The sequence below is a fragment of the Nereida sp. NH-UV-3 genome (genome assembly GCF_042939535.1).
Lineage (GTDB): Bacteria > Pseudomonadota > Alphaproteobacteria > Rhodobacterales > Rhodobacteraceae > Nereida > Nereida ignava.
In genome coordinates, this window is record NZ_CP132157.1 from 1541286 (window position 1) to 1553405 (window position 12120).

Annotated in this window: 11 protein-coding genes; 3 read left to right on the top strand and 8 right to left on the bottom strand. The window is 51.6% G+C overall.

Annotated features, from left to right (window positions below):
- Nucleotides 1–29 precede the first annotated feature (29 nt).
- Nucleotides 30–494: a PTS sugar transporter subunit IIA gene (locus NeNHUV3_RS07655; protein ID WP_391480726.1), complete on the top strand. Its 465-nt coding sequence runs from the start codon at nucleotides 30–32 to the stop codon at nucleotides 492–494.
- Here NeNHUV3_RS07655 and NeNHUV3_RS07660 read toward each other — a convergent pair.
- From NeNHUV3_RS07660 to cysQ, 7 genes are all read right to left on the bottom strand, one after another.
- On the bottom strand, nucleotides 491–1915 hold the full coding sequence (locus NeNHUV3_RS07660) for a nodulation protein NodH (protein ID WP_391480728.1): 1425 nt from the start codon (nucleotides 1913–1915) through the stop codon (nucleotides 491–493). The genes NeNHUV3_RS07655 and NeNHUV3_RS07660 overlap by 4 nt on opposite strands.
- On the bottom strand, nucleotides 1916–3613 hold the full coding sequence (locus NeNHUV3_RS07665) for a beta-1,6-N-acetylglucosaminyltransferase (protein ID WP_391480729.1): 1698 nt from the start codon (nucleotides 3611–3613) through the stop codon (nucleotides 1916–1918).
- Complete coding sequence (locus tag NeNHUV3_RS07670; RefSeq protein ID WP_391483207.1) at nucleotides 3610–4620, bottom strand: glycosyltransferase family 2 protein; 1011 nt, start codon at nucleotides 4618–4620, stop codon at nucleotides 3610–3612. The genes NeNHUV3_RS07665 and NeNHUV3_RS07670 overlap by 4 nt, the downstream gene beginning before the upstream one ends.
- A 95-nt stretch (nucleotides 4621–4715) precedes the next feature.
- A complete protein-coding gene (locus NeNHUV3_RS07675) occupies nucleotides 4716–5735 on the bottom strand; it encodes a glycosyltransferase family 2 protein (RefSeq protein ID WP_391480731.1) in 1020 nt (339 codons plus the stop codon).
- Between the two features lie 30 nt (nucleotides 5736–5765).
- Nucleotides 5766–6659, bottom strand: a complete 894-nt coding sequence (galU, locus tag NeNHUV3_RS07680) for a UTP--glucose-1-phosphate uridylyltransferase GalU (RefSeq protein ID WP_391480732.1) — start codon at nucleotides 6657–6659, stop codon at nucleotides 5766–5768.
- Nucleotides 6660–6786: 127 nt separating this feature from the next.
- Nucleotides 6787–7587, bottom strand: a complete 801-nt coding sequence (locus NeNHUV3_RS07685) for a 3-deoxy-manno-octulosonate cytidylyltransferase (protein WP_391480734.1) — start codon at nucleotides 7585–7587, stop codon at nucleotides 6787–6789.
- A gap of 2 nt (nucleotides 7588–7589) precedes the next feature.
- Nucleotides 7590–8372 (bottom strand): 3'(2'),5'-bisphosphate nucleotidase CysQ, encoded by a 783-nt coding sequence (cysQ, locus tag NeNHUV3_RS07690; RefSeq protein WP_391483209.1) that lies wholly within the window; start codon nucleotides 8370–8372, stop codon nucleotides 7590–7592.
- A 154-nt stretch (nucleotides 8373–8526) separates the two neighbouring features.
- Between cysQ and NeNHUV3_RS07695 the strand changes: the two genes are divergently transcribed.
- Nucleotides 8527–9348: an ABC transporter permease gene (locus NeNHUV3_RS07695; RefSeq protein WP_341246441.1), complete on the top strand. Its 822-nt coding sequence runs from the start codon at nucleotides 8527–8529 to the stop codon at nucleotides 9346–9348.
- A gap of 6 nt (nucleotides 9349–9354) precedes the next feature.
- Here NeNHUV3_RS07695 and NeNHUV3_RS07700 read toward each other — a convergent pair whose 3' ends face one another.
- Entirely contained in the window at nucleotides 9355–9960 is a 606-nt protein-coding gene (locus tag NeNHUV3_RS07700) for an alpha-ketoglutarate-dependent dioxygenase AlkB family protein (protein WP_391480736.1), read from the bottom strand.
- Between the two features lie 189 nt (nucleotides 9961–10149).
- Between NeNHUV3_RS07700 and dnaK the strand changes: the two genes are divergently transcribed.
- Nucleotides 10150–12066 carry a molecular chaperone DnaK gene (dnaK, locus tag NeNHUV3_RS07705; protein ID WP_391480738.1) on the top strand — a complete coding sequence of 639 codons (1917 nt, stop codon included), beginning with the start codon at nucleotides 10150–10152 and terminating at the stop codon, nucleotides 12064–12066.
- The last annotated feature ends 54 nt before the right edge of the window (nucleotides 12067–12120 follow it).

The window sequence follows — 12120 nt, forward strand, 5'->3', positions numbered from 1 at the left end:
TCGGCGCATCAGTCGAAAAGAGCAGTACAATGAACCTAAGCGATATCCTTACACCAAACGCCGTCCGCGTCTTGGGCAACGTTAGCAGTAAAAAACGACTGCTGCACGATGTGGGTGACATCGCGAATGCGTGCTACGACCTTCAAGGTGCGCGATTGATTGAGGCCCTTATGAAGCGCGAAGAGCTTGGGCCAACGGGAGTAGGGCACGGTGTTGCCCTACCTCACGCGCGGCTTGACCATATCGACACTGTAAAAGGTGTATTTCTTCGTCTTGAACGCCCCGTAGATTTTGGGGCGGTTGATCGCCAGCCTGTTGATCTTGTGTTTGCATTGTTTGCACCCCGCGACAGCGGTGTTTCGCACCTCAAAGCGCTGGCTCTGGTATCGCGGACATTGCGCGATGAAGCGGTCTGCGAGAAACTTCGCGCAAATAGCGACCCATCAACGCTGTATGCAGTTTTGACTGCTCAGAATATCTCAAAAGCAGCCTAGTTTTTCCAAGCTGAGAAACCGAACGCCATGTAATCGCGCTGGTACGCCTCGCGGCACGCGCGTTCGACTTCAGCATCGTAGATTTCTGCCAGTTCGAACTCAGCACTCGTGTCAGACTGCGTTAAGGCCGGACACGCGCTTTTGACCCGCGCCGAAAGATAAGCAAGCCCCTCAGAAAGCTCAGCCTCTCGGATAACCATATCAGGGCTCATAAACGTGCTAAATCCCTGAAGGATGCTTGATTGACTTGCCCAGTTTGGATCAACGCGGATACTCGTTTTGCCCCCAAGGTTTGCCTTAATGAACTCCAAAAACTTCAAGAAGCCTACTCGGTGCTCATTAGGACCATATCCAAAAGAGCGGCGTCCATCTTTGGGTAGGGTAATGTCGTAGTTTTCGATCAGATTTTGCCTAATCACAGGAAAACTGGCCTCATCCACGTTGAGGATTCTTTCACAGAACACTCTATGGGCCCGCTCAATAGGATGGCAAACAACGGTAAACGTCCTGTTGGGGGTCCGGTTCCGCTTCCACCGCCGGACAGTCTTTTGCGAAAAATCCGTCAACAAATCAGCGGTCGCTACGCCGTCTACCTGAGCAAGCCAGTGCGTAACTTTAGCCATCGGGCCACCAGGAATAGGATGATATAAAAGCCCCGTTTCAGCGGCAGCAATGTAACTTGGAACTGCCGCGCTTCGGGCAGGTTCAGTTGATGCAACCTCCTGCTCATCAATCTGCTCCACCCTACCAAGCGCTGCTCGCATCTCTGCATAGTTTGAAACTTTTGAGGACAGCGGCGCAGGGTTTTGCCGCTTCAACTCGGTCGACAACCCGCTAAGTGCAGGCGCACCAAGATAAGCGGCGATCCCATTCAACACATCAAGTGAGTTAAGGTCATCATAGTCCACACAGAAGGGTGCCTGGCCCGCCCGTTGAAGTGCCCCCCGCAGGTCTTGCTGAAATGCTTGAAGATCAGCTAAAAATTTAGCGTATTTGCGCGGCTGAAATTCGATCTGGCTGGTTTTGCGCCGCGTCTCGTCGGTTAGTTTCCACTGATTGGTCGCACGCGCGATTTGAAGGGACACAAAGCTATCAAGCGGATTGCGCGTCAAAATGATCTTGGCGCACCGCTCATCCTCGATGATATCAGCTAAGATGCGCGGATCGTGTTCATGAAAATACCGAAATCCATTGAGGCCAGCGGCGTTTCGGATCGCCTGAACAAGAAGGTGCGGTTTTTGTTCGCGCTGTTTTTTGCTGATCCCCAAAATATCATCTCGGTTGGGATAACCGATAAACGCAGGATTAAACGCCTCACCATGACATGTAACGCCTGCCATCGCGTTTAGGTGGGTTTCCAAAAGATTGGATCCCGTTCGCATCTCGGCAAACATTACAAAGCTATCAAAACGGCCTGTCATCTATCTCACCAAATATGGTCGGCGAGGCTCTGGCACGGGTGCTGCCTCAACGCTTGAAAGGGGAAAATCACCCATCAAATACGGATGCATCCCTTCGTTTTTCAGGCTCTGCAGAAACTGCCCAAAACCAGTAAGATCAACCATCTTGGGCACTTCTGTCAGGCGCCGAGGTGGCTTTTGCCCCATCTCATCAACAATATCTTGTAACGCATCCATGGGCGCCTCAATGAAGTCAGCCAGTGTCCACGTTCGGACCTTTGCTTTTACGTAAGGCGTTTTCAAAATCTCTAAGAACTTGTTTTCAACGCACTGTAGGCGTGCCGCCTCAACACGGACCTCCGCGAAAGGACGCTTTGAGTGAAAGAGCGGCACAGCCCACGCGCCAGAAATCACAGAAATCTGTGCGTTCGGATCAAGCGCCAGTTTCCAGTTAAGGTCTTGCACATCAGCAGGTCCAAACTGAAAACACTGCCGTTCGCCGCGCGTGTTCCAGATAAGTGACGTCAGAAAATCACGTGGAGCATAGTCGCGAACTGCGGCGCTGTCCGACAAAGCGCCATTAAAACTTGGCTCACCGCCCGCAAAATGCACTTTGTCCCGAGCGAATAAATGCCCATGGACACGAACTGGCGTTGCCCTTGGAAGCCAATCCGCAAAGCCTTCAAAAACGTCATTAAAACCACAAAAGACAGAATAGGGCGCCGCAGTCATTGCGCCTTCGACACCTGCATGGGGGAATCGCCCTTGCATATACAACCCATTACGGCCGCGTACACGACGCTCAACCGCCTTGGCAAATATCCGGTCAATCTTGGCTGGAGCAGGCTCTGTTTGTGGTACGGCACCCTCATTCTTTTGAAGAAACGTATCATAAAGTACATTCGCTTGGGGCCAAATCTTACGCGCTACAAAGCAATCAGAACGGCGTAAAAGCTGTAGATGATCATCGTAAAAGATATGGGGCTTGCCCTGAAAATCGAACTTGGACAGCGTGAGCGAGCGGCTCTCAATTCGTTCGGAATGGATCCGCGCAAGCGTTTGAAAGTAACTCTCGTCCGATATCCAGACACGCTTGAAGTATCGATCATACGTTTGGCGCATCGGATCGTTCAAAATGGCAGAGAGCGTGCTGCGCGTCAGGCACCACCACTGAGATCCCATATGGGGTTGTAGTCCCGTGGGTATTTTACGTTTAAATCTGATGCGGCGCTGCAGCCGGACATACCCATCAAATAGCCTTCGTTGGTGCTTCCAAGAGAACGGGAATCGTAAGGTAAAGCGCTCAGCATCCAGGCCACCAATCGTCCAAGGAACGTCTTGGGTCGTGGCGCTTTCGATGAAATCTATTTTGGGGCGCGCTTTTAAATAGGCGCATAAATCGCGCACAGGCCGCAGGGGCAAACATGACCCAGATGCTAGAAAAACATGCTCGACCTGTGGATGCTCACGCAGGATTTGCTCAGCTGCCATTTGTGTTGCGCCAACCAATGACCATGTGCCCCAATGACATTTACGTCGTGCAGAAAAGCTCACCTCAGGCAAATCTGAAAGCCGCCCGCGAAACGCAGTGAATTCCGCCCGCGACACAGCTTTGTCAACATGGACAACAACGGGACAACCACCGGCCACCCAATGACGCACTACTTGTTCAGCACGGTCCAATGCCGTGTGAACAAGCATGATGACCCCAACGCTCATGCCCAATTTCCTTTAGACATGAGGCCCAAAATTTCGAGCTGCCGCCAGTTAATGTAACTCTCTGACCACTTGCACCAAAGATCGGGGTCACCCTTCATCTGCGCAGCGTAGGATTTATACTCATGACTGGCCGCGTAGTGCTGTTTGCGGTTCAGTTCTTCAGCCGCTTTGGCACCAAACGTATCAAGAAACTTGGCGTGCAGTAGAACGCCCGTAGCCTTCTCACCGCCATTTGCATCGTAGGTGAGGTTCAAACCGCGGGGCAAAAGCATGTGTGTTGAACTGACATAGGTGTAGCCTTTACGCCACTTGACGAGCGGGGTTTTGTTGAGCGCAGGCGCACGGATTGGGTCATCGGCGAAGAACATCCGCATGCGCGGACCACCTTGAATCCATAAATTGTCGTATCGGTTATTGCGCGAAATCGTGTAATTGCCCGCGTCAAACCAATTGAGCACCTCAAGGGGGTCCTGACCTTCCACATAGCGGGACTGACCTATTGGGCCCTTTGGATACATATCCAAAAGCAATGCGCTGAATGACCGTATCGAAGATGTATCAAGCCAATCAGTCAGCGCCCGAATGGGGCGCGTATCGCTGAACGGAAAGACAAAAAATTCGTCACAATCAACGGTCAAACACCACTTACCCGCACCATATTTCGAGAGCAGATAGTTGAGCCAATCCATCCCAAAGCGTGCCGATTTATAGCTATGTTGTGTCGTCCAAACCGATACATCGGGCTGCTGCGCAAGATACTCACGGCCACCATCATCACTGTCGTTATCAACAATCACAAAGTGATCGACACCCTGCGCACGGTAGTACTCCAAAAAATATGGCAAACGGCGCTTTTCGTTGCGAAGGGTAGAGAACAGAACGATGCCATCACGTGGGATTTGAGCAGTATTATTGACAACCATTCGCAACTCACGGGATTTGCGCCGCGCACGGATGCGCAAGCGCTTCCTCTGCAGCCTCATCCTGTATGAGCTCCAAATACCCAAAAGCCAAACCTCATAAATCCCCAACCGATCACCGCCGGTTTTCGTACATCGCAACTATAGGCCAAAAATTGCGTTTTCGTAAATAAATTCGCCGCCTACGCGCCCCATTTGATCGGATACATAAGTCCCAAATCAATCAACTGCTGCGGACCCTCATAGCGGGCAGCACCTTTGTGCCACAAATCAGGGTTCGCACTTAGGGCGTCATAATACTCATCATAAAGGGCGGAATTATTGAAATGCTCATCACGCTGCTTTTCCTCGGAAGATTTATCAACAACTTCGGGCAGAAATTTCGTATGAAGCAGAACGCCAGATGGCTTTTCACTTCCCTGATAATTCTGCACATCGTTCAAGCGCTTTGGCAGCAGCGAATGCGTTGAGTTCACATATGCAAAACGTCGGCTCCATTTTACAAAAGGGATCTTGTTAAGCGTCGGCGCGCGGCGGAATTCTTGGGCGAAAAACTGACGTGCCCGTGGCCCGCCCTGCACCCAAAGGTTGTTCATCCGTCTTTGTGTTTTGAAGTCGTACCCATCAGGATCAAACCAGCCTAAGACATCGATCGGATCATCACCCGCTTTATATGTCTGCCGCCCAAGTGGCCCTTTAGGATACATGTCCAACATGAGTGCCCCAAAGCAAGTCTCACCCGCCGCATCAAGCACTTTGGACAGCGCCCTGAGATCTTGAGTAGTACTCTGATCGTATACGAGCAACTCATCGGCATCTACCGTCAAGCACCACCGGTCATGTCCGTAAACAACCATCAACCACGTCAGCCAGTCCATCCCAAACCGCGACAGCCGATAGCTGTGATTGGTGCGCCAAACAGACACATCCGGTGCGCCGTGAAGCAGTTCAGAGCTGCCGTCCGTTGAGCCGTTATCTACCACCAAAAAGTGCTGTACGCCCAATCTGCGGTAGTGTTCAAAAAAGTATGGCAGGCGCGTGCGTTCATTGCGCACACACACAAAGCACAAAACACTGCTCGGAATGAGATTGGCAGTCTTATCGCTTACCAGCGCGAGTTGATTCCGCTTGCGCAATGCGCGCAACAAATATCGGCGGCGTTTCCACCGCAGTTTATAAGCATCAACGAGGCGCGCTATCATGCCAAGACCCGAAACGTCAGCTACACCAAATCACTGTGCAGCTTGTTGTTGGCCAACCATCTGCTGAAGATAGTCCAAAAGCTCATCGCGGAGATCATCGCGACCCAAGCCAAACGAGACAGTCGCCTGCAGAAAGCCGGCTTTCGATCCACAATCAAACCGCTGACCTTGGAAACGGTATCCATAAACGCCCCGTTCGTTTTCAATCTCTTTCGCGATCGCGTCAGTCAGCTGTATTTCACCGCCCGCGCCAGATTTAAGCTGACTGAGGTTTTGCAGTACTTTTGGCGAAAGGATGTAACGACCGATCACAGCTAAGTTCGACGGCGTGTCCTCAACGGAAGGCTTCTCAACCATACCTTTGACCGACACCATCGCGCCAAGGTCTTCTTGGATATCAAGCATGCCGTAGCTGCTTGATTTCTCTTTGGGGACCTCCATCGCAGCCACCATCGAGCCGCCTGTTTCCTCATATGCCTCTACCATCTGTTGGAGACACGGCTTATCCGCCGCAATAACATCATCAGGTAGAATAACCGCAAAAGGCTCATTCGCGATAAGCCGGCGCGCGCACCACACCGCATGCCCCAGACCAAGGGCTTTGTGTTGGCGAATATAGGCGATTGCCCCACTATCCATGTTGGTATTTTTTAGAACCTCAAGAAGCTCATCTTTGCCCTTTTTGCGAAGTTCTTGTTCAAGGGTTGGGGCATGATCAAAGTAATCCTCAAGCGCCCCTTTGCCGCGAGACGTTACAAAGATGAATTCTTTAATGCCTGCCGCACGTGCTTCATCGATGGCGTATTGGATCAGCGGGCGGTCAACCAATGTCATAATCTCTTTTGGCACTGATTTGGTCGCAGGCAAAAATCGCGTGCCCAAGCCTGCCACGGGGAAAATAGCTTTTGTTACCTTTTTTCGCATTTGTCGAACCTTACGCAGTATTTAGGCACAGGCTTCTTGCCCGAATATGTCACCAGTAAGGCAAATATATGGACCAAAATACATTTCCACGGCAGTAGGGAGATTAAACACAGCTATGCCATTGTAATCAAGCTTGGCCCATATCGCGTAGCATCTTCTCAATCAAAGGCACGTCTTCTGGATTATTTAGCTCCCAGAACTTTGCGCCACGGGGCTCAACCTCAACACACATCATGGGGCTTGCACGCTCCAAGAACCGAAGCTGCTCAAGCCCCTCAAGCCCTTCAAGCGGACCAGAATCCCATGTGGGATAGGCCATCAACGCCGCGGGCCGATACGCATAGACACCAACGTGATGAAACACAGGTGTGGGATCCTGTGCGTCAAAGTCTTGTGCGACGAACGGGATGACTTCTTTGCTGAAATAGAGCGCATTATTACCCGCGCCGAACACAGCCGTTGTCCCACCAACGCGACCATGCTTGCGGTCGTTCAAAAGGCTGTTCAGCGTCTCACCATCACACCGCAAAACCGGCGTGGCCACATCAGCAGCTGGCATATTTTTCAGCCCATCGATCAACGCCTCAACAAACCAAGGCGGCGTGAGCGGTGCATCACCTTGTAGATTGACCACAATATCGTGGTCCGCACCAAGGTTCGCATAGGCTTGTGCGCAACGCTCTGTGCCGTTGGCGCAGCTCTCTGACGTCATCACGACCTCCGCACCAAAACTCTCTGCCGCTTGGCGAATACGGTCGTCATCAGTTGCGACAATAACTTTGTCTGCACCCTTCACGGCCATCGCTGCCCGCCAAGACCGCTCAATCAAACTGCGTTTTGTGCCGTCAGCACCGGTAAGTTCAACAAGTGGCTTGCCAGGGTACCGCGTACTAGCGAACCGCGCAGGAATTACGATGAGAACGGACATATCTAGCCTCGCTTAAGATCAACGCCCGGTGCGTGGGCAATAAAGAACGGGTTTGCATAATCACTTTTGCCGTATTTGAGCGGCGTATGATCGTCAAAACGAATAACCGCACCACCCGCACCATTCAACACCGCATGACCCGCTGCCGTATCCCACTCCATCGTGCGGCCCAAACGCGGGTATATATCAGCCTCACCCGTCGCAATCAGACAAAACTTCAGCGACGATCCCGCGCTTTTCATATCGCTGACCGAATATTTATTGATGTAATCATCTGTCGCCTGATCGCGGTGAGACTTTGAGGCAACAACAAGCAGAGCTGTATTATCTGGGGATGACACAGCGATCTTCGCCTGCGGACCCACTTTATCTTTTGCAAAAGGTCCCGCCTCTTCAACACTTTCACCCGACCCATTTGTGTAAAACAACCGCTGACGGGCAGGCGCGTAAACAACCCCACGTGTCGGCACGCCGTTTTCAACAAACGCAATGTTCACTGTAAAATCACCACGCCGGTTGATGAACTCTTTCGTGCCATCAAGGGGGTCAACAATGATAAATGTATCCGCCGTTTGCGTATGGGAGGCAGACTGCTCCTCTGTCACCAAAAGCACATCAGGAAAAGCGGCTCGCAAACCCGCAGAGATAAGCGCATCCGCGGCCTCATCAGCGGCCGTTACAGGGCTATCATCTGACTTGGTTTTGATGTCAAAATCATCCGCTTCATAGATTTCCATAATCACGTCACCAGCGCGCAAAGCCAACTCGCGGAACACCGCTTCCATCTTTGTGAAATCCAAAACTGTTACTCCCGATGTCGAAATCATTGATAAATTAGCGAAAAAGCGTATGGTCTTGCGTAAGGCTTATGCGACTCTGGTAATAAAACAGCAAGATTTCTGTGAAACCAGTGGGGTCGCGTGTTGAGCAGGATAGTAAATGTTTAGTTTTGAAGCACGGCCTACCGGGCGCCGAAAAGCCGTTGGTCTACTTGAGTTAATCTATCATGGGATCGTCCGTGACGTCCGCAAAAGTCATGGCAATGCCTTCTTGGCGTTGCTTACCAACATGCTGCAGACAATCATCTTTGTCGCGGCATTCTACGTTATGTTTTCCGTACTAGGCCTGCGCGGCGCAACATTGCGCGGTGATTTCTTGCTGTACATCATGTCAGGTATCTTTTTGTTCCTGTGCCATACCAAAGCCCTAAGCGCAGTTGTTAGTTCAGAAGGTCCGGCATCAGCAATGATGAAGCATGCCCCCATGACCACAGCAATCGCCATATGCTCCTCTGCGCTAGGCTCTCTTTATATTCAGTTGCTATCGCTATTCTTAGTTCTGTTTGGCTATCACGTTATCTTCACACCAGTCGTCATCGAAGACCCAATGAGCGCGCTTGGCATGCTGCTTTTGTCTTGGGCCAGCGGCGTTGCAATTGGGATGGTTCTATTGGCGCTCAAACCATGGATGCCGGCTGTTGTTGGCATCTTCACCCAAGTGTACAGCCGTGCCAACATGATTGCCTCAGGCAAAATGTTCGTAGCCAATACGCTGCCAAGTTTTATGTTGGCGATGTTCGATTGGAACCCACTCTTTCACACGATCGACCAAGCCCGTGGCTTTGTGTTTGTGAACTACAACCCGCGCTACACAGATTGGGAATATGCGGCCCTTATCACGGTCATATTCCTAATGATTGGTCTGATGGGTGAGTTTTATACCCGCAAACACGCCTCCGTCAGCTGGAGCGCACGACAATAAGCCGGCTTAAGTTGCAACACGGAGCGTTAGGTTAAGCCGACCGCCGTTGGGCAAAAGTCGTGATGAACCACCTTTGATGCGGTCAATACCGTGATAGGCAAGACGGGCCTGTCCGCCCATCACAACAACATCCCCTGATTGCAGCCAGATGCTTTCCGTAGTGCCGCCACGCTCAAGGCCGCCTACACGCAACAAGCCCTCATCCCCGAGCGAGATGGAAACAACGGGCCACTGAAAATCAGCCTCATCATGATCGCGGTGCAACCCCATGCGGGCTGCTTCATCATAAAAATTGATCAAGCAACTGTCAGGCAACGGCGCGTCGCGCGTGACGCTGCTCCACACATCAAGGATTTCGCGCGGAATGGCGGGCCACGCCACGCCGGAAGGATGACGCGCTGCATACTGATAACCCGAAGCAGTTGCTGTCCACCCAACACGTCCCGCCGAAGTCATTCTGACAGACATCTGACGACCGGATGGTGTTTGTGGCCTCATCAATGGTGCCGCCTTAACGATGCCCCGGACTGCATCGACCAACTGCCGCTGTGCGCCAATATCCAATGCAGTTTTATAGATATGAAAGCCCCGAATGCTTAAAGTGGGTCGCATTATCACTTTCCTTCAAATTTCGGTGCATTTATCCAAGGCGCGCCGCTTGCAGCGCCCTACACCCCTCCCTATATACGCTGCGAACTGGGTTGTCCCTCTGTGGGCGCCCTTCACCTTGGGATTGAGGCTTGGATGCCGGACATAGGGTCCGCGCCTCACGACATCGCCGGAAAAAGAGGATGATAATTCATGGCTAAAGTTATTGGTATTGACCTTGGGACAACAAACTCCTGCGTCGCCATCATGGATGGTTCGCAGCCCCGTGTTATTGAGAATGCGGAAGGCGCGCGCACGACCCCATCAATCGTTGCATTTACAGACGACGAGCGTCTTGTAGGCCAGCCTGCAAAACGCCAAGCAGTCACAAACCCAGAGAACACTGTTTTCGGTGTTAAGCGTCTTATCGGCCGCCGCGCCGATGATGAGCATCTGGCAAAAGACAAAAAGAACATGCCTTTCGCTGTTATCAATGGCGGCAACGGCGACGCTTGGGTCCAAGCCCAAGACGAAAAATACAGCCCTTCACAGATTTCAGCGTTCATTCTGCAAAAGATGAAGGAAACCGCTGAATCGTACCTCGGCGAAGATGTGACACAGGCGGTCATTACCGTTCCTGCATACTTCAACGATGCACAACGTCAGGCAACAAAAGACGCCGGCAAAATCGCTGGTCTCGAAGTTCTGCGTATCATCAACGAGCCAACAGCAGCGGCCTTGGCCTATGGCTTGGATAAAAAAGAGACACAAACCATCGCGGTTTATGACCTTGGTGGCGGTACGTTCGACGTAACGATCCTTGAGATTGATGACGGTTTGTTCGAAGTGAAATCAACCAACGGTGATACGTTCCTTGGTGGTGAAGACTTTGACATGCGCATCGTGAACTACCTCGCGGATGAGTTCAAAAAAGCGAACGGCGTCGACCTGACCCAAGACAAGATGGCGCTTCAGCGTTTGAAAGAAGCCGCTGAGAAAGCAAAGATTGAGCTTTCTTCTGCAAGCCAGACTGAAATCAACCAGCCCTTCATCTCAATGGACGGCAAAACAGGCCAGCCGCTTCACTTGGTTGTTAAACTGACCCGCGCGAAACTGGAAAGCCTTGTCGGTGACCTGATCAAAGCGTCAATCAAACCATGCCAAGCGGCCCTGAAAGACGCAGGTTTGTCTGTTGGTGATATCGACGAGGTTGTCCTTGTTGGTGGTATGACACGTATGCCAAAGGTCATCGAAGAAGTTACAAAATTCTTCGGTAAAGAGCCGAACAAAGGCGTGAACCCAGATGAAGTTGTTGCCATGGGTGCTGCAATTCAAGCCGGTGTTCTGCAAGGTGACGTAAAAGACGTTGTCCTGCTTGACGTAACGCCGCTTTCGCTTGGTATTGAGACCCTTGGTGGTGTGTTCACACGTCTTATCGACCGCAACACAACGATCCCAACTAAGAAGTCACAAACTTTCTCAACTGCTGAAGACAACCAGAATGCCGTGACAATCCGCGTATTCCAAGGCGAGCGTGAGATGGCTGCGGACAACAAAATCCTCGGTCAGTTCAATCTTGAGGATATTCCACCCGCACCACGCGGCATGCCACAAATCGAAGTGACCTTCGACATCGACGCCAACGGCATCGTGTCTGTAGGCGCGGCTGACAAAGGCACTGGTAAAGAGCAGAAGATCACGATCCAGGCTTCTGGTGGCTTGTCTGATGACGATATCGAAAAAATGGTCAAAGATGCTGAGGATAATGCCGAAGCAGATAAAGATCGTAAGGAACTTGTTGAAGCCAAGAACCAAGCCGAGAGCCTCGTCCACTCGACTGAAAAGTCCATGGAAGAGCACGCAGACAAAGTGGACCCAACAACGATCGAAGCGATTGAGTTGGCAATTGCTGCACTCAAAGATGATCTGGAAACAGAAGACGCCGGTAAGATCAAAGGCGGCATCCAGAACGTAACTGAAGCTGCGATGAAACTTGGTGAAGCAATCTATAAATCAGCGCAAGAAGAAGCCGCTGGTGAGGAAGCCGCACCAGAAGATGGCAACGCCGGTGTTGATGATGACATCGTAGACGCTGACTTCGAAGATCTGGACGACGACAAACGCGCCTAATCCGCGCTAAGGAACCAATAAAGCCAGCCCGCATCCCTGTAAGACGGGTGGGCT